Source organism: Pseudomonas sp. UBA1879, assembly GCF_002338065.1.
Classification (GTDB): Bacteria; Pseudomonadota; Gammaproteobacteria; order Pseudomonadales; family Pseudomonadaceae; genus Aquipseudomonas.
Map to the genome: position 1 here is coordinate 281,867 of NZ_DDHJ01000013.1, position 17,615 is coordinate 299,481.

The window sequence follows — 17,615 nt, forward strand, 5'->3', positions numbered from 1 at the left end:
GCGACCCTAAGGTCGCTTTTTTTGTCGCTTCGAGGCGTTCAAGGGCCTCGAAGCTATGTATGGCGCAGCGGACGGGACTCGAACCCGCGACCCCCGGCGTGACAGGCCGGTATTCTAACCGACTGAACTACCGCTGCGTGTCGCACAGACTTGCATCTGTTTAACTCTTTCACAGACTTTCGTCTGTTTAACCCTTTCGAAACAAGTCTCGTGTGTACTCATTTCGTAGAACACTGATCGAAGGCCTCGGCGCTCAATCTCAGACCTGACTTATAAGGCCAGAGCTGGAAAATATGGCGCAGCGGACGGGACTCGAACCCGCGACCCCCGGCGTGACAGGCCGGTATTCTAACCGACTGAACTACCGCTGCGCAGTGGTGGACTTTCGTCCGGCTGAATCTCAGTAGCCTTCAGCGTGCTTTATAACTTCTCAACGATGGTGGGTGATGACGGGATCGAACCGCCGACCCTCTGCTTGTAAGGCAGATGCTCTCCCGGCTGAGCTAATCACCCTTTGCTTCGCTGAGGCCGCGAAATTTACGCAGGTGCCGAACCTAAGTCAATAGCCTGATTGAAGTTTTTTCTAAAAACAGCAAACTCAGCTTCAGGCGTCGAATCGCAAGCTTCAAGCAAAGAAGTCCTGCGCTTCCACAAAAAAGCGAGCCATCAGCTCGCTCTCCTTTCCGCTATTACTCGCAGCTCGACGCTCAAAGCTCGCAGCTGCATCACTCAACGTAGATCATCTTCTTACTCATGCCGCCGTCGACCACAAACTCTTGTCCGGTCACGAAGCCTGAGTTCTTCGACAGCAACCACGCCACGGTCGCAGCAACGTCCTCCACTGTGCCTACCCTGCCCGCAGGATGCTGCGCATGATCGGCGTCGGACAATGGCTCGGCGCGACGTCTTGAAGGGTCGCGGGCGTCGATCCAGCCGGGGCTCACGGCGTTGACCCGCACTTGCGGGCCCAGGCTCATGGCCAGCGCATGGGTCAGCGCCAGCAAACCGCCTTTGCTCGCGGCGTAGGCCTCGGTGTCTGGTTCGGATTGCCGCGCCCGGGTCGAGCTGAGGTTAACGATGCTGCCTGCGTGGGCGCGCAGGTACGGCGCGCAATGCTTGGCGAGCAACATGGGACCTGTCAGGTTCACGGCCAGCACCCGGTTCCAATGGGCCAGATCGAGGCTTTCCAGCACCGTATTGCGAGGATCGGCCACGGCCGCGTTGCAGACCAGCGCGTCCAGGCGACCAAACATGCCCAGTATTTCAGCGACGCCACCGGCGACCTGATCTTCGCTGGACACATCCATGCCGATGAAGGACGCGTTATCACCCAGCACTCCGGCCACCGCGTCGCCGCGCTGCCGATCGACATCGGTCAGCACGACCTGCCAGCCTTCAGTGATCAGCCAGGCGGCGATGCCCAACCCGATTCCCCGCGCTGCACCTGTCACCAAGGCAACGCGGCCGTTGTGCATACCGGCGGCTTCTACCACTAACTCATTCACAGGCATCACTCACAACGCGGCCAGGCCACGCGTTAGATCGGCCTTGAGGTCGGCCACGTCTTCCAGACCCACCGCCACGCGGATCAGGCTGTCGCGAATGCCCGCTGCCTCACGTTCCTGCGGCGACAAGCGGCCGTGGGACGTGGTGCTCGGGTGGGTGATCGTGGTTTTGGTGTCGCCCAGGTTGGCGGTGATCGAAATCAGCCGCGTGGCATCGATGAAGCGCCAGGCACCTTCTTTGCCACCTTTGACCTCAAAGCTGACCACCGCACCGAAGGCTTTTTGCTGACGCTTGGCCAAGTCATGCTGCGGATGGCTTTCGAGGCCGGCGTAATGCACTTTCTCGATGCCATCCTGCTGCTCCAGCCATTGCGCCAGTTCAAGGGCGTTCTGGCAGTGGGCGCGCATGCGGATGTTCAGGGTTTCGAGCCCTTTAAGAAACAGCCAGGCGTTGAAAGGGCTCAAGCTAGGGCCGGCAGTGCGCAGGAAGCCGACGACTTCTTTCATCTGTTCGCTGCGACCCACCACAACCCCACCCATCGCACGGCCTTGGCCGTCGATGAATTTGGTGGCCGAGTGCACGACCACGTCAGCGCCCATGCGCAGCGGTTGCTGCAGGGCCGGGGTGCAGAAACAGTTGTCGACCACCAGCATTGCGCCCTTGGCATGGGCGATTTCAGCCAGTGCGGAAATATCCACGAGCTCGGCAAGCGGGTTGGACGGCGACTCGACGAACAGCAACTTGGTGTTGGGCTTGATCGCCGCGTCCCAGCCGGACAATTCGGCTAGCGGAACGTAATCGACCTGCACACCGAAGCGCTTGAAATATTTTTCGAACAGGCTGATGGTCGAACCGAACACGCTTTTCGACACCAGCACGTGATCGCCAGCGCTGCACAGGCTCATCACCGTCGCCAGAATCGCCGACATGCCTGTGGACGTCGCCACCGCCTGCTCGCCACCTTCCAGCGCCGCAATACGCTCTTCGAACGAATGCACCGTCGGGTTGGTGTAACGCGAATAGACATTACCAGGCTGCTCGCCAGCGAACGTCGCGGCCGCATCGGCCGCCGTACGGAACACGTAGCTGGAGGTGAAAAACAGTGGATCGCTGTGTTCGCTCTCCGGCGTACGGTGCTGACCGGCGCGGACCGCGAGGGTGTCAAAACCCACGCCTTCCAGATCGCTGTCCAGTCGACCGGCATCCCATTGCTGAGTCATGCCGTCTACTCCTTGTCTGAATTAGTTGTTGTACAGATCGATGATCGCACTCACTGCCTGAGTCTTGACCTTCGAAGCATCGTTACGCGCCTGTTCGATCTTGTTCAAGTAATGCTCGTCGATGTCACCGGTCACGTACTTGCCGTCGAAGACCGAACAGTCGAAATTGTCGATCTTGATCTTTTTGCTGCCACTCACCGCCTCGATCAGGTCAGTCAGATCCTGATAGACCAGCCAGTCGGCGCCGATGAGGTCGGCCACGTCCTGAGTGGAACGGTTGTGAGCGATCAGCTCGTGGGCACTCGGCATGTCGATGCCGTAGACGTTGGGGAAGCGTACGGCGGGGGCCGCGGAACAGAAGTACACGTTCTTGGCACCGGCTTCGCGGGCCATCTGAATGATCTGCTTGCACGTGGTGCCGCGCACGATGGAGTCATCCACCAGCATCACGTTCTTGCCGCGGAACTCGAGCTCGATGGCATTGAGCTTCTGGCGCACGGATTTCTTGCGCGCTGCCTGGCCCGGCATGATGAAGGTACGGCCGATGTAGCGGTTCTTGACGAAGCCTTCGCGAAATTTCACGCCCAGGTGGTTCGCCAACTCCAGCGCCGCGGTGCGGCTGGTGTCAGGAATCGGGATGACCACGTCGATGTCGTGATCAGGACGCTCACGCAGAATCTTGTCGGCCAGCTTCTCGCCCATACGCAGACGCGCCTTGTACACCGAGATGCCGTCGATGATCGAGTCCGGACGGGCCAGGTAGACGTGTTCGAAGATGCACGGTGCGTATTTCGGGTTGGTCGCGCACTGACGGGTATGCAGCTTGCCGTCTTCGGTGATGTACACCGCTTCGCCCGGCGCAAGATCGCGGATCAGGGTGAAGCCCAGTACGTCGAGGGCAACGCTTTCCGAGGCGATCATGTACTCCACGCCTTCGTCGGTGTGGCGCTGGCCGAACACGATCGGGCGAATGGCGTCCGGGTCGCGGAAGCCGACGATGCCGTAACCGGTGATCATCGCTACAACCGCATAACCACCACGGCAACGGTTATGCACGTCGGTGACAGCTGCGAAGATGTCTTCTTCGGTCGGTTGCAGCTTGCCGCGCACCGCCAGCTCGTGAGCGAAGACGTTGAGCAAGACTTCCGAGTCGGAGTTGGTGTTGACGTGGCGCAGGTCGGATTCGTAAATCTCCTTGGCCAGCTGCTCGACGTTGGTCAGGTTGCCGTTGTGCGCCAGGGTGATGCCGTACGGCGAGTTGACGTAGAACGGCTGGGCTTCGGCCGAGGTCGAGCTGCCTGCGGTGGGATAACGGACGTGACCGATGCCCATGTGACCGACCAGGCGCTGCATATGGCGCTGATGGAACACATCACGAACCAGACCGTTGTCCTTGCGCAGGAACAACCGGCCGTCATGGCTGGTCACGATACCGGCAGCGTCCTGGCCGCGGTGCTGGAGGACGGTAAGCGCGTCATACAGCGCCTGATTGACGTTCGACTTGCCGACGATACCGACGATGCCACACATGCGACACAACCCCTACTTAGTGGAACTGGATTTACCGATCACATCCTGCGGCGTTGCCGTCGGCAGGAGCTGATCCTTGAACGGGATATCAACAGGTACGCTGATCCCGCTGGCTAGCCACTTGCTGGACATCCCGAGAATCAGGTTTTTCGACCAGTCAGCGACCATTACGAACTGCGGCAGCAATCGGGACTGCTGCCACCATTGATCCTGTTGTACCGGGCCGAGGCTCAACAGCCCGACCGCCACCACAACCAGCAAGCCCCCACGCGCGGCGCCGAAGACCATGCCCAGAAAACGATCGGTCCCGGACAGCCCGGTGACGCGAATCAGTTCTCCGATAAGAAAGTTGACCATGGCGCCGACCAAGAGCGTGGCGACGAAAAGAATGGTGCAGCCCGCAATCACGCGCGCCGAAGGTGTTTCGATGTAGTTGACCAGATACTGGGCCAGCGAACCGCCAAACATCCAGGCAACGGCACCTGCGATGATCCAGGTCAGCAAGGACAGCGCTTCCTTGACGAAGCCGCGCTTGAGACTGATCAAAGCGGAGATGGCGACAATCGCAATGATCGCCCAGTCAACCGGAGTAAATGACACGTTGCAGCCTACAGACTGATAAGGCGGCGCATTTTAGCAGAGCGCTCGCCCGGCGGTAAGCAGGGATTATGGATAGTCGCCAATTAAGGCGAACGATTGGACTTTGGCCCTGCGACAGCCGGCGTGCCGGCTGCTACACGATTCAGCACGCCTGGAGCTATTTACGCTCTGGCTGAAAGCGGACCACGATGCCTTTGAGCTTTTGCTGCTTGTCGAGTTGGTCTCGCAAGCGGTCGGCCTCTGCGCGCTCGATCAGCGGCCCGACGAACACACGGTTCACGCCATCAGACGTCCGAATGTACGCGTTGTAGCCTTGGGTTCGCAGGGTTTTCTGCAGGGTGTCAGCGTTTGCCCGGTTGGACAAGCTGGCCACTTGCACGGCCCACGTGATGGACAAGCCATTGGGATCGACGCGGTTGGTGTCCTGAGCCAACGCAGGCGGCGCGGCGGGCGTCGGCGCGGGTGCACTTTTGGCTGGTGCAGGCGCCTGGGCTGGCACTGCCGGTTTTGCTGCGGGCGCAACTTTAGCTTGCGGGGCAGCCTTGGTCGGCGCCGGAGCAATCGGCATCGAAGGCGGTTGATGATTGACCGGTTGCGCGGGTTGAGCCAGCTCCTCGTCGCTCGGTACAGGCTCTTGCGGCAGCGGCTGCTGCTCGGGAACGGTCACCGGCTCAACCTTGATCGGCGTAGCGGCAGGTGCCTGAGGCGCCGCCGGGGCGTCCACCTGTACATGGCGCGCTTCGTCCTGACGCGAAAACAGCATCGGCAGAAAGATCACCGCAATGGCAATCAGTACCAGGGCACCGACCATCCGCTGCTTGTACGCCTTATCCAGCAAAGCCATGTGTCACTTCCTCCGTGACGCGCCAGCAAGCCATTCCAGGGCCTCGGCTACGCAATAAAAAGACCCGAACAGAACGATTTCGTCATCGGTCGTGGCGTGGGCGCATTGTGCTTCCAGCGCCAGTGCGACACTGGGGTAGGACGTCACGACCGCGCCAAGGTTCTGCAAGGTCTCGGCAATCTCTTGCTCGGAGCGGCTGCGTGGCGTCGGCAAAGGCGCCACCGCCCAGCTGTCGAAGCAAGCCGTCAGCGCGCTCAGCACGCCACTCAGATCCTTATCATTGAGCAGGCCGAACACTGCCAGACGCTTGCCCTTGACGGGCCGCTGATGCAGACGCTGGGCAAGGAACACCGCCGCATGGGGATTGTGACCGACGTCGAGCAGCACCTGCAGGCGTTTGCCCTGCCAGTCGAAAGCGCGACGATCCAGACGTCCGGTCACTCGCGTATCCGACAACGCCTGGCGAATCGACGCCTCTTGCCAAGGCAAACCCAGCAGCAGGTAAGCCTGCAGCGCCAGCGCCGCATTTTGCATCGGCAAGTCGAGGAACGGCAGATCGAGCAGCTCGACGCGCTGGCCGCTGGCATCAGTGCCGAACCAGCTCCAGGTGGTTGTGCCCATGCTCAAATCGAAGTCAGTACCTCGCAATGACAGCGGGCAGTGCAGGGACTTGGCCTGATCCAGTAGCGGCTGAGGCGGGTCAACATCGCCGCACAACGCAGGACGGCCTTCGCGAAAGATCCCCGCCTTCTCGAACGCCACCGACTCACGGGTGTTCCCGAGCCACTCGGCGTGGTCGACACCAATGCTGGTCACCAGCGCCATGTCCGCGCCGATCAGGTTTACGGCGTCAAGCCGCCCGCCGAGGCCGACCTCCAGCACAACGGCGTCGAGCGCCGCTTGCTCGAACAGCCAGAACGCCGCGAGGGTGCCCATCTCGAAATAGGTCAGGGAAACATCGCCGCGCGCCTTCTCGATGACCTCGAAGGCTTCGCACAGCTGTTCGTCCGTAGCCTCGACACCCTGCACCTGCACCCGCTCGTTATAACGCACCAGATGCGGCGAGCTGTAGACGCCGACCTTGAGCCCTTGGGCTTGCAACAAGGAAGCGATGAAAGCGCACGTTGAGCCTTTGCCATTGGTACCGGTCACCGTGATGACACGCGGCGCGGGACGGCTCAAACCGATGTGCAGCGCCACCTGCCGCGCCCGATCCAGCCCCATGTCGATGGCCGATGGATGCAGTTGCTCCAGATAGCTGAGCCAGTCGCTCAGGGAGCGTGCGGTCATATATTGGCCGGTGCTGGAGGCACCACGATCGGCTCGAGTTTTGGCGCAACGAATTTAGGGGTTGGCAGCCCCATCATCTGAGCCAGCAGGTTACCCAGACGCTGACGCAGCTCCTGGCGGTGGACGATCATGTCGATCGCGCCGTGATCCAGCAGGAATTCGCTGCGCTGGAAGCCTTCCGGCAGTTTTTCACGCACGGTCTGCTCGATCACGCGTGGACCCGCAAAGCCGATCAGCGCTTTCGGCTCGGCAACGATCACGTCGCCCAGCATCGCCAGACTGGCGGAAACGCCGCCATAGACCGGATCGGTCAATACGGAAATGAAAGGAATACCCTCCTCACGCAAACGTGCCAGCACGGCGGAGGTCTTGGCCATCTGCATCAGGGAGATCAGCGCCTCCTGCATGCGCGCGCCACCCGAGGCCGCGAAACAGATCATCGGGCAGCGTTTTTCCAGGGCGTAGTTGGCCGCCTGAACGAAACGCTCGCCGACGATGGCGCCCATGGAACCGCCCATGAACGAGAACTCAAAGGCGCTGCAGACCACCGGCATACCCAGCAGCGTGCCGCTCATGGAAATCAGCGCGTCCTTTTCACCCGTCTGCTTCTGGGCAGCGGTGAGGCGGTCTTTGTATTTTTTGCTGTCGCGGAATTTCAGGCGGTCGACGGGCTCAAGATCGGCCCCGATTTCCTGACGGCCTTCGACATCAAGGAAGATATTCAGACGCGCGCGGGCGTCGATACGCATGTGGTGATTGCACTTTGGACAGACGTCGAGGGTCTTTTCCAGCTCCGGACGATACAGGACCGCCTCGCAGGATGGGCACTTGTGCCAAAGGCCTTCAGGTACCGAGCTTTTTTTGACCTCGGAACGCATGATCGAAGGGATCAGTTTGTCTACCAACCAGTTGCTCATGCTTTCTTTCTCCAGTACCGGTGGCCTGAACGCGATGGCCATCGAGGCCAGGCGCATGCCTTTAAACTAAATTCATGTGCAGTGTGGCGAACTGTCCTGCAACGATCGGCGCCAACGCCTGACCTGCTGCTGCGACACCCTCGTCGACACTGCCCTCAACCGCTTGCATCGAGACGCGTAAACGTCTTCGCTCGTTCAATTTTGGCAACCCGCGAACCGTGGTCGCAGGGTAGTGGACGGTGATCGCCTGTGTGCCGTCACATTGGTGGCCATCACCAACGGAAAAAACCCTTCAGACCCCGCGGACCGCGCTCATGAAGGCGCGAATCTTGTCGTGATCCTTGCGCCCCTTGGACTTTTCCACGCCGCCGCTAACGTCCACGGCATAAGGACGAACCTGGGCAATCGCCTGCGACACGTTAGCCGACGTCAGCCCGCCTGCGAGGATGATCGGTTTGCTCAAGTGTTTTGGAATCAACGCCCAGTCGAAAGTTTCGCCCGTGCCGCCCGGCACGCCCGCGACGTAAGTGTCGAGCAAAATGCCGCTGGCTTTCTGGTAAAGCGCGCAGTTGGCCGCGATATCGTCACCGGCCTGCACCCGCAAGGCTTTGATCCACGGGCGATGGTAGCCCTCGCATTGTTCGGGGGTCTCGTCGCCATGGAACTGAATGAGGTCAAGCGGGACGGTATCCAGCAGCGACTTGAGCGCCTGTCGCTCGGCATTGACGAACAGCCCGACGGTGCTGACGAACGGGGGGAGTTGGGCAATGATCGCCTGGGCCTGCTCGGCGGTGACGGCCCGAGGACTCTTGGGGTAGAACACGAAACCGATGGCATCGGCTCCCGCGTCGACAGCGGCCAGCGCATCGTCTATGCAGGTAATACCGCAGATCTTGCTGCGAACGGCTGACATGCAGTGAATACCTCAAGCCTTGCGAAAGTCACGGATGGTAGCAAATGCTGTTCAGGGCGTCAGCCGCCAAGTTCCGAGAACCCTGTAAGAAAGTGCGGGCCGATGTAGCGATCCGGCAGCGGGAACTCGTCGCGGTACTCAACCTGTACCAGATACAGACCGAACGGGTGCGCGGTTACACCGCCTGTGCGTCGCACCCGGCTTTCCAGCACTTCGCTTGCCCACTCCACGGGTCGCTCCCCTGCCCCGATGGTCATCAGAACGCCCGCGATGTTACGCACCATGTGATGCAGAAACGCGTTGGCACGGATGTCGATGACGATCATCTTGCCGTGACGCGTGACGCGCAGGTGGTGGATCTGCTTGATAGGCGACTTGGCCTGGCATTGCCCCGCCCGAAACGCGCTGAAATCGTGAGTGCCCACCAGGTATTCCGCCGCCAGCGCCATGCGTTCGACGTCCAGCGGACGGTGATTCCAGGTGATTTCCTGGCCCAGGTGCGCCGGGCGGATCTGATCGTTGTAGATCACGTAGCGATAGCGTCGGGCGATAGCCTTGAAGCGCGCGTGAAAGTGCGCAGGCATTTCTCTGGCCCACGTCACACTGACGTCGTGAGGCAGATTGATGTTGGCGCCCATGGTCCAGGCTTTCATGCTGCGCACGGCCCGGGTGTCGAAATGCACGACCTGGCCGCAGGCGTGAACTCCGGCATCGGTTCGTCCTGCGCACATGAGGGAAACCGGCGAGTCGGCGACTTTCGACAAGGCGTTTTCCAGTGTCTCCTGAACGGTCAGGACGCCGCTCAACTGGCGCTGCCAGCCGCTGTAGCGTGAACCTTTGTATTCGACGCCCAGTGCGATTCTGGAAAAACCTTCAGCGGCCATTTCGGCGGCGGCTGTTTCTGCCTCTGTGTCTGTGGTTGCCAAGTGCTTAAAGCCTGTCGATGTGCGCAAGGGCGGCCATTATACGGATGAAGAGAAAAGACGCCATTGGCACTCGACCAGAGCGATCCCGAGTTGCAGCCAGGCACACACCTGCTGCAGGCCACCACTTGTTTCAATGGAATGAGCATGCTCACGAAGAGGTGCGTTCGGTCGCAGATGATTGCCGCCGGAACACCTGCGTTCGTGGACAAGCTCACGCCCTGAAAGCTTTCAACACCGCTGACAGCAAAAAACAAAAACGACCGCCGAAGCGGTCGTTTCCATGGGCGCTGACGAGCGGATCAGACCAGTCGCGACAGCATTTCGCGAGCCTCGGTCTTCTGGCCGTCGTCCCCCTCCGCCACGACTTCATCGAGGATATCGCGGGCGCCATCGGCATCGCCCATTTCGATGTAGGCGCGGGCCAGGTCCAGCTTGGTCGCCGCTTCATCGGTCCCCGACAGGAAGTCGAACTCCGGTTCGTCGTCGGCCAGCAGCGCGTCGTCTTCAGTGAAAGTTGGAACGTCGTCGAACGGCTTGGCAATCGGCGGTTGTTCGAGGCTGTTGGACAGACGCTCAAGCTCGGCGTTGACGTCGTCAATTTCCGAGGCAAAGGCTTCAGAAGCCTGATCGGTCTCGATCTCATCGGCGAGCGACAAATCGAAATCATCGGGCAACTCAAGCTCGTCGTCATCGGCCTGTGTGTGAGCGCCCCGGTCAACCAAACTTTCGCGCAGTGGCAAGTCGCCCACTGGGTCTTCAAGGCCAAGCAGGTCGTTGTCCTCGGCTCTGAGAGCGGGCTGATCTTCCGAAAGATCAAGATCGAAATCCGCCAGGTCGCCTGGTGCCGCCTTGGCTTCGGTCTGCTCGCGCAGGATCGCGTCGAAGTCGAGATCGTCCGCCGCCGCGCCACCGAAGGGTGCATCGAGGTCCAGATCATCAAGACCATCGTGCGCGCTGGGCGCACTGAGATCTTTGACTTCGGCGGGAGAAGCCGCTTCCAGATCATCCAGACTCAAGTCAAACGCGGTGTCGAAATCGTCCGGAGTTTCCACGACAGGCGCAGGTGCCGGCTCAGATTCGGCCTTGTCGGTCAGCAAATCCTCGACGTACCGGGCGTCCATTTCAGAAGCCAAAGCCGCTGCGCCCGCCGCCCCCGCAACCGCCGCAGCAGCCGCGGCCATGGCGGGATAACGGCTCTTGAGCGCCTCGACTTCAGCGTGGTTCTTTCCCGTGGCCACCAGTTGGCGTTCCTGCGCGACGAAACCGGCCTGATTGCCCTGTTGCGCGTAGAGTTCCATGAGCTTGAGGCGCAGTTCGCTACGCTGAGGCTCTTCTTTTATCGCCTCTTCCAACAGTGCAACGGCTTGGTTCGTACGGCCATAAGCGATATGGATTTCAGCCTGCACCAGCACATCAGTCGGACGCTCACGGGTCGGCTCGATGATGACGGCCGACAGAGGTGCCGGCTTTACGGCAGGCGGAGGCACCTCCAGCCCCTCGAAACTGCTTTCCGGCATGTTCATGTCAGACGCGAAATCGGATTCTTCCGACAACGCACGCGCCATTTGCCGATGTCTTTCCGCTTCGAGAATGGCGTTGCGACGACGCACCAACAGCAGGATCAGCAGCAACAACACCAGAACCGCAGCACCGCCGATTAAGCCCATCAGCATCGGACTGGCGAGAATCTTGTCCAATGTGCTTTGGTTGTCGGGGTTGGCAGCGGTGTCTGGCGCCACGACCAACGGCTGATCCGGTGTCGCTCCCGTGACATTCGCACCTTCGACGGGCAGCGCGTCTTCAGGGGCAATTTCATTGGGCGGCTTGCCCGCGGCATCCGGGGCAGGCGCGGGTGACACGATCTGCGCCGGCATGGCCGGATTGGCGGCGTTGTTCGGGTTGGTCACGCTGTTGGGGCTGACCGTGCCATTGGCATCGTTGACCGGTGGCGGTGGCACTGCGGCGCCAGCGGCTTGCATCTTGGCCAGTTGATCGTTTTTCAGTTCGATCAGACGCTGAAGTTTGTCGACCTGACTTTGCAGGTCGCTCATGCGGCTTTTCAGCTCGGCGTTGTCACGACGAGTGCTGTCCAGATTTTCCTGGGTGACCGCGAGTTTATTGCTCAGTTCAGCATCGCCCGCCGCGCCTTTGGCGCCTGGCTTATTGCCCGAGACCAGACTGAGGTTGTCTTTGGCGTCAATCTGCGCAGGGGCAGCACCGGTACGGTCACGACGCGTTGCGTCCACTTGGCGGGTGCCGCTCGGCAGGCGCCGGCCTTCACGCCAGGCGCGGTTTTGTTCTGCCACTTCGGCAATGGCCCGAGGCTGCGGCGTGGCGGTCGCTTCCTGCGGCGACGGCAAACGCAAAACCTGGCCTTTTTTCAGCCGATTGATGTTGCCGGCAATGAAGGCGTCCGGGTTCAACGCCTGAATGGCCAGCATGGTCTGCTGCACCGTTCCGCCGTTACGCACCCGCTCGGCAATTTCCCACAAGGTGTCGTTATTGGCGGTGGTGTATTGGGTGAACTTGGGCTCTGCAGGCGCTGCCGGGGCTGGAGCAGGCGTCGGTGCGGCAGGCGCCTCGGCGGTCGGGGCCTGAGCAGGGGCGGTGCCGGGAGCGGTAGACGGCAACTGGGCCGTCGCTGCGGCAGCAGCTTGTGGCGAGACCTTCGGCGGGTCGAGCAGCAGGCTGTACTCGCGCAGCACCCGACCGTTAGGCCAGAGCACTTGCACCAGGAATTTTACGTAAGGATCACGAATGGGCTTGCTGGACGTAATGCGCAGAACGCTCTTGCCGCCGGGCGTCACGATCGGCGTGAACGTCAAGTCATCAAGGACTGCCGTACGCCCGACGCCTGCCTGCGCAAATTCGGCCGAGCTGGCCAGACTGGGCACGACCTGGGCAGAATTGAGATCCTGCACTTGCGTAAGCTCGATCTCGGCAAGCAGCGGCTGGTTCAGGCTCGACTTCACGGTCAAACCACCGAGACCAAGCGCCTGAGCCATCCCGGATGACAACGCCGAGGCTGCAGCGATTGCTAAAACCAGTTTACGAACCTGAACCATAGCCCATCCCTTGTTTAAAATTTCCCCGGCGACCGAGAAGATAAAGCCTGCTAGGGCGTAGGGCGTTTCTACACGCCACAGCTAGAATGATTCTTTGAATTGCCGGCAAGTATCTTTTACGTAAGCTCTTTTATCAACAATTCAGCGACCTGCACAGCGTTCAACGCCGCGCCTTTGCGCACATTGTCCGAAGTGACCCAAAAGTTCAGCTCGCAGGCATCGTCAATACCGCCGCGTAAACGTCCTACATAGACGGCGTCCTGCCCGACTGCATCGCCCACCGGCGTCGGGTAATCGCCAGCGTCTACGAGCTCAATCCCCTCCGCCGCGTTCAAGGCGTCTCCGACGGCCGCCAGATCGAACGGCGAAGCAGCCTCCACCGACACGCTCAGACTGTCGCCAAAGAACACCGGCACTTGAATGCAGCTCACGCCGATCTTGATTAAAGGCAGCGCCAGCAACTCGCGCAACTCATCGACCAGGCGTTTTTCCAGAGGCACATGACCTTGGGCATCCGGCACGCCCACTTGGGCAAGGACGTTGAACGCCATCTGCCGGTCAAACACGCGCGGCTCGAGCGGCCGAACGTTGAGCAGCTCGGCGGTCTGGCGTGCCAGCTCGGTGACCCCTTCCCGCCCCTGGCTGGACACCGCCATGCAGGCCGTTACGTTCACCCGCCGGATGTCCAGTAGCTGACGTAACGGGGCAAGCGCCAAGGCCAGCGCCGTCGCACCGGAGCTCGGGCAGGCCACCTGAAGGGGTTTGCCAAGGCGACTCAACAGGTCGCCATTGACCTCGGGGACAAGGTTCGGCGCCTGCTCGACCGGCAGACCACCGGACAGGTCGATCACTGCACAGCCCGCAGCCGTGGCATGCCTGGCGTGATTGCGGGTGACATCAGGGCCCGCCGCAAAGAACGCGATGTTCACTTTGCCGAAATCGAAGGCGTCGACCTCACGCACGCGTACGTTCTTGCCGCGATAGGCGACCGAGCTGCCGGCCGATTCAGCGCTCGCCAGCAGGTGCAGTTCGCCGACGGGAAAGTCGCGCTCCTCGAGGATCTGGACGATGGTTTCGCCGACAGTACCGGTGGCGCCGATCACGGCGATATCAAAGGACTGACTCATGCAAAAACCTCAGAAAAATCGGGGGGCGGCACTTTAACCGCGAGTGGCACGCCAGGCAATTCGCCCGGCCGTTTCAACGCTGAACGCGTTAAGGCTCCAGGCCCACCGGAAAGAACTCGCCGTGGCTCCAGACGCCCAGCCAGCGCTCACCGTCGATCGCCCGCACGACCGCAAGCTCCACCAGTTGATAAAAAACATTGCGATGGATCAGCGCTTCGAGGTTGCTGCGCACGTGCACATAAGGCGCAGGCTCTTGAGTGGCGGGGTCGATGCTGACGCGCAGGGGATGTTCGGCACTGGCCTCGACCACGTCGTCGACTTGGGTCGTGAAGCGGAGAATCTGCGACTCGCCTTCACCCTCCACGTCCAGCAGGACGGCGACAAAGGGCGCGTCGTCTACCGTGATGCCGACCTTTTCCACGGGCGTGATCAAGAAATAATCGTCACCGTCCCGCCGAATGATGGTGGAAAACAGCTTCACCATCGGCTTACGGCCTATTGGCGTGCCCAAGTAAAACCAAGTGCCGTCGCGGGCGATTCGCATGTCGATATCGCCGCAAAAATCAGGGCTCCACAGGTGCACAGGGGGCAAGCCCTTGCCGGTCTTGGGCAATTGCGCCAACAGGTCGTTGGCCTTTCCCGCACCACTCATACGCCTCTCCTCAGCGGGCAGAAACGCCCAACAAGCTGCGAGCGTAATCCTCCATGGGCGGCCCAAGCAAATCTTCAGGCTTGGTGTCGTGCAGGGTGAGCAGACCGCCACGGCTGTGAATGCGCGCGCTGTCGATGAGATAACGGGTGTTGGTTTCGATCAGCATCAGCTGAATGACGCCGCTGTCGATGCCCAGACGATCAACGGCTTCCTGATCGGACCATTCGTCAAAATTGCCGATTCGGTCGTCCGCCTTGGCAAAACGGGTGTAAAGCAGGTAATGCGCGCCCGCGGCACGGGCCTCGTTCATCGCCTCGTCCAGCCCTTCCGGCGCTCGGGCGCGGCGGACCAGCGGGAAATACTCAATGAAGCCATTGAACGCCTCTTCAGCCACCACATTAGGGCGTGGATAAGCGCCGCCTGGCGGCGCAAAGGCGCCCTGAGCGATATAAATGAAGGAATCGGGTTGCAGGCGGAAATTGTTGATCCGGCGCGTAGAACTGTGATCCAGCAGACCCGCATCGCTGAGTTCGTCGTGAGCGCCCTGTGCCAGATCGCTGACGTGCATGCAGCCACTCAGGGCCAGGACGGCCAGCAGTAAAACCAGGCTACGCATTGTTTCCTCCAAAGTCCGGCGACGGAAAACCGGCGAATGGCCGGTTAATGCAGCTTTTGCGCCATGTCAGAAGGTTAATCGCGGATCCTGATCGCCCTCGAACTTCCGACAGCTGAAAGACGCCACTCCTTGCTGCGAGCCTGTCGGCCAACGGGCGAGGTCAGCTGCCCGACGCTTCTGGTTTGAGGTCGTGACCGACTTCAGGGTCGCGCTTGCGCTTGTTGCCCATGCGCACGCCGATGTCCATCAAGAACTGGAAAAAACCGTCTTGATCTTCCAGCACGTTGCTCCAGAACGGCGAGTGATACAACGCCACAGCACCGTGCACCAGTGCCCAAGCGGCGCAGTAGTGGAAGTAAGGCGGCACGTCTTCCAGCTTGCCTTCGGAAATACGGCCCTTGATCAGCAGCGTCAGGCGTTCGAAGTTCGAGGCACGGATTTTGTGCAACTGTTCGACCCACTCAGGCACCTGATTGCCCTTGACCACCTTCTCCTCCAGCCGGTCGAACAACCGATAGCGCTGCGGATCGCGCATGCGGAATTCAAAGTAGGCGCGGGACAATGCTTCCTTGTCCTTGTCGACATCGGCGGAATGCAGCAGCTCGTTCAAATCGCGCTCATAGTCGAGCATCAAGCGGAGGTAGATTTCAGCCTTGGATTTGAAATGCTTATAGATCGTGCCTTTGCCGATACCCACAGCATCGGCAATCATCTCGACGGTGACACTGTCTTCACCCTGTTCGAGAAACAGCTTTAGCGCGGTGTCGAGAATTTCCTGCTCACGGCGGCGAAACTCACGGACTTTACGAGGTTCTTTCTGCATAGGAGGAGGCTTTAGGTTCAAAATCGAAGCCGCACATTATGCCTAAACGGGGTGAAATTGCACGGATCATCCGACGATGTTCATGTTGGAAACCACCTCTGGCGTAAATGCCGCGTTCTGACCCTGCCCGGCTGATCCGTCTTCGTTTCAAACGAAGGCAGCACCCATTGCGGTATCAAGAGGCCGTCGAGTATTCCAAAACTGTTTAAAAAACGTACAACTCTGGCTGGACGCCCGCCGGATATGACCAATACTTACATTCGCCGATGCGGCATCTCCCCCAAGTGCAGTATCGGTAAAGGCACCAATGGATAGCGTGTCTTTGTTTACTCCTAATGGTCTTAACCCGGATTCACCCCCCAGAACCCGGGTTTTTTTTGTCTGCGTTTCGAGACCGGATGTCAGCCCGCTTTGACTCGAGCCAGCGGGAACAGGCGCTTGAAGTTCTCAGTGGTCTGCTCGGAAAAACGCTCGAAGCACTCACCCCGGAGCATCGCCAGAAACTCGGCCACTTCGCGCACGTATTGCGGCAGATTAGGCTTGCCGCGATAAGGAATCGGTGCCAGGTACGGCGAATCGGTTTCCACCAGCAAGCGATCCGCCGGCACCTTACTCGCTACATCGCGCAATGCATCGGCGTTGCGGAAGGTCACGATGCCCGAGAGCGAAATGTAAAAACCCAGATCGAGGGCCGCTTTGGCCATGTCCCAGTCTTCAGTGAAGCAATGCAGCACGCCGGCCTGGGGCAACGCGGCCTCGCGAAGCAGTTCAAGGGTGTCGGCTCGCGCCCCGCGCGTGTGGACAATCACCGGCTTGCCCGTACGATTGGCAGCCTGCAAATGCAGACGAAACGACGCTTGCTGCAATTCCGCCGCTTCAGGCTCGTAGTGATAATCCAGGCCGGTTTCGCCAATCGCCACCACGCGCGGGTGATTCAGTTCGCCCAGCAGCCAATCCAGCGCCGGTGCTTCACCCGGCTTGAGGTCCAGCGGGTGAATGCCGACCGAGCAGTCCACGTCGTCGTAACGCTCGGCCAGGGCTTTGACCGCGCTGGCATTGTCGGCGCTGACGCCGATGCACAGGAAATGCCCGACACCCCGCCCGCGCGCGGCTTCCAGTGCGTTGTCCAGTGAGCCTGCGTGTTGGGTGAGATCGAGACGATCAAGGTGACAATGGGAATCTACGAGCATGGGAACCGAGGCAACTTACATCGTATGGGTCGGACGGTCGGACTTGAGAGCCCCGGCCAGGTAGTTTTCGATCATGTTGCGGGCGGTATTGTCGCCATCGTTGAACTGCACGCCAACGCCCGCTGCGCGGTTGCCCTGAGCGCCTTTGGGGGTGATCCAGGTCACCTTGCCAGCGACCGGAATCTTTTCCGGTTCGTCCATCAGGTTCAATAGCAGGAACACCTCATCCCCCAGCTTGTAGCTCTTGCTGGTGGGGATAAACAGACCGCCATTCTTGATGAAAGGCATGTAGGCGGCGTACAGAACCGACTTGTCCTTGATGGTTAGGGACAGGATGCCATTACGTGGACCCGGGCTCAGGGGAACACTCATCTCAACTTCCTCGTGGGGACTGAT

General features: G+C 60.4%; 15 protein-coding genes, 3 tRNA genes and 1 pseudogene. All 19 read right to left on the reverse strand.

All coding sequences use genetic code 11. The features are described 5' to 3' along the window. Positions 1–60: 60 nt before the first annotated feature. Positions 61–137, reverse strand: a tRNA-Asp gene (locus B3N48_RS13225). Between the two features lie 157 nt (positions 138–294). Beyond that, positions 295–371 (reverse strand) — tRNA-Asp (locus B3N48_RS13230). Positions 372–437: 66 nt separating this feature from the next. Beyond that, positions 438–513 (reverse strand) — tRNA-Val (locus B3N48_RS13235). Positions 514–725: 212 nt separating this feature from the next. Continuing rightward, a complete protein-coding gene (locus tag B3N48_RS13240) occupies positions 726–1,505 on the reverse strand; it encodes an SDR family oxidoreductase (RefSeq protein WP_296184222.1) in 780 nt (259 codons plus the stop codon). 9 nt (positions 1,506–1,514) lie between these two features. After that, positions 1,515–2,726, reverse strand: coding sequence for an O-succinylhomoserine sulfhydrylase (locus B3N48_RS13245; protein ID WP_296184224.1), 1,212 nt, complete (start codon positions 2,724–2,726; stop codon positions 1,515–1,517). 21 nt (positions 2,727–2,747) lie between these two features. Further along, complete coding sequence (gene purF / locus B3N48_RS13250; protein ID WP_296184226.1) at positions 2,748–4,256, reverse strand: amidophosphoribosyltransferase; 1,509 nt, start codon at positions 4,254–4,256, stop codon at positions 2,748–2,750. 12 nt (positions 4,257–4,268) lie between these two features. Continuing rightward, a complete protein-coding gene (locus B3N48_RS13255) occupies positions 4,269–4,856 on the reverse strand; it encodes a CvpA family protein (RefSeq protein ID WP_296184228.1) in 588 nt (195 codons plus the stop codon). Between the two features lie 157 nt (positions 4,857–5,013). Further along, positions 5,014–5,700, reverse strand: coding sequence for an SPOR domain-containing protein (locus tag B3N48_RS13260; RefSeq protein ID WP_296184230.1), 687 nt, complete (start codon positions 5,698–5,700; stop codon positions 5,014–5,016). Further along, a pseudogene (folC, locus tag B3N48_RS13265) lies at positions 5,684–6,990 on the reverse strand (bifunctional tetrahydrofolate synthase/dihydrofolate synthase). Before folC ends, B3N48_RS13260 begins: the two are co-directional and overlap by 17 nt. After that, positions 6,987–7,907 carry an acetyl-CoA carboxylase, carboxyltransferase subunit beta gene (gene accD / locus B3N48_RS13270; protein ID WP_296184233.1) on the reverse strand — a complete coding sequence of 307 codons (921 nt, stop codon included), beginning with the start codon at positions 7,905–7,907 and terminating at the stop codon, positions 6,987–6,989. Before accD ends, folC begins: the two are co-directional and overlap by 4 nt. A gap of 292 nt (positions 7,908–8,199) precedes the next feature. Continuing rightward, complete coding sequence (locus B3N48_RS13275) at positions 8,200–8,820, reverse strand: phosphoribosylanthranilate isomerase (protein WP_296184235.1); 621 nt, start codon at positions 8,818–8,820, stop codon at positions 8,200–8,202. A gap of 59 nt (positions 8,821–8,879) precedes the next feature. Beyond that, a complete protein-coding gene (gene truA, locus B3N48_RS13280) occupies positions 8,880–9,704 on the reverse strand; it encodes a tRNA pseudouridine(38-40) synthase TruA (RefSeq protein WP_296184485.1) in 825 nt (274 codons plus the stop codon). Between the two features lie 341 nt (positions 9,705–10,045). Then, entirely contained in the window at positions 10,046–12,811 is a 2,766-nt protein-coding gene (locus B3N48_RS13285) for a FimV/HubP family polar landmark protein (RefSeq protein ID WP_296184237.1), read from the reverse strand. A gap of 116 nt (positions 12,812–12,927) precedes the next feature. Further along, on the reverse strand, positions 12,928–13,938 hold the full coding sequence (locus B3N48_RS13290) for an aspartate-semialdehyde dehydrogenase (protein ID WP_296184240.1): 1,011 nt from the start codon (positions 13,936–13,938) through the stop codon (positions 12,928–12,930). An 88-nt stretch (positions 13,939–14,026) separates the two neighbouring features. Continuing rightward, complete coding sequence (locus tag B3N48_RS13295) at positions 14,027–14,590, reverse strand: DUF1285 domain-containing protein (protein WP_296184242.1); 564 nt, start codon at positions 14,588–14,590, stop codon at positions 14,027–14,029. Positions 14,591–14,600: 10 nt separating this feature from the next. Next, positions 14,601–15,206, reverse strand: a complete 606-nt coding sequence (locus B3N48_RS13300) for a DUF4823 domain-containing protein (protein WP_296184245.1) — start codon at positions 15,204–15,206, stop codon at positions 14,601–14,603. Positions 15,207–15,366: 160 nt separating this feature from the next. Further along, a complete protein-coding gene (locus B3N48_RS13305; protein ID WP_296184247.1) occupies positions 15,367–16,029 on the reverse strand; it encodes a TetR/AcrR family transcriptional regulator in 663 nt (220 codons plus the stop codon). Between the two features lie 401 nt (positions 16,030–16,430). After that, complete coding sequence (locus B3N48_RS13310; protein ID WP_296184250.1) at positions 16,431–17,219, reverse strand: TatD family hydrolase; 789 nt, start codon at positions 17,217–17,219, stop codon at positions 16,431–16,433. A gap of 15 nt (positions 17,220–17,234) precedes the next feature. Beyond that, positions 17,235–17,591: a PilZ domain-containing protein gene (locus B3N48_RS13315; RefSeq protein WP_296184254.1), complete on the reverse strand. Its 357-nt coding sequence runs from the start codon at positions 17,589–17,591 to the stop codon at positions 17,235–17,237. Positions 17,592–17,615: the final 24 nt, after the last annotated feature.

What these genes read in the sequence shown, in the direction of transcription:
- accD (WP_296184233.1), bottom strand. Translation starts at nt 7,907, where the DNA reads ATGAGCAACTGGTTGGTAGACAAACTGATCCCTTCGATCATGCGTTCC.
- B3N48_RS13285 (WP_296184237.1), bottom strand. Translation starts at nt 12,811, where the DNA reads ATGGTTCAGGTTCGTAAACTGGTTTTAGCAATCGCTGCAGCCTCGGCG.
- truA (WP_296184485.1), bottom strand. Translation starts at nt 9,704, where the DNA reads ATGGCCGCTGAAGGTTTTTCCAGAATCGCACTGGGCGTCGAATACAAA.
- purF (WP_296184226.1), bottom strand. Translation starts at nt 4,256, where the DNA reads ATGTGTGGCATCGTCGGTATCGTCGGCAAGTCGAACGTCAATCAGGCG.
- B3N48_RS13310 (WP_296184250.1), bottom strand. Translation starts at nt 17,219, where the DNA reads ATGCTCGTAGATTCCCATTGTCACCTTGATCGTCTCGATCTCACCCAA.
- B3N48_RS13295 (WP_296184242.1), bottom strand. Translation starts at nt 14,590, where the DNA reads ATGAGTGGTGCGGGAAAGGCCAACGACCTGTTGGCGCAATTGCCCAAG.
- B3N48_RS13260 (WP_296184230.1), bottom strand. Translation starts at nt 5,700, where the DNA reads ATGGCTTTGCTGGATAAGGCGTACAAGCAGCGGATGGTCGGTGCCCTG.
- B3N48_RS13275 (WP_296184235.1), bottom strand. Translation starts at nt 8,820, where the DNA reads ATGTCAGCCGTTCGCAGCAAGATCTGCGGTATTACCTGCATAGACGAT.
- B3N48_RS13290 (WP_296184240.1), bottom strand. Translation starts at nt 13,938, where the DNA reads ATGAGTCAGTCCTTTGATATCGCCGTGATCGGCGCCACCGGTACTGTC.
- B3N48_RS13300 (WP_296184245.1), bottom strand. Translation starts at nt 15,206, where the DNA reads ATGCGTAGCCTGGTTTTACTGCTGGCCGTCCTGGCCCTGAGTGGCTGC.
- B3N48_RS13315 (WP_296184254.1), bottom strand. Translation starts at nt 17,591, where the DNA reads ATGAGTGTTCCCCTGAGCCCGGGTCCACGTAATGGCATCCTGTCCCTA.
- B3N48_RS13245 (WP_296184224.1), bottom strand. Translation starts at nt 2,726, where the DNA reads ATGACTCAGCAATGGGATGCCGGTCGACTGGACAGCGATCTGGAAGGC.
- B3N48_RS13305 (WP_296184247.1), bottom strand. Translation starts at nt 16,029, where the DNA reads ATGCAGAAAGAACCTCGTAAAGTCCGTGAGTTTCGCCGCCGTGAGCAG.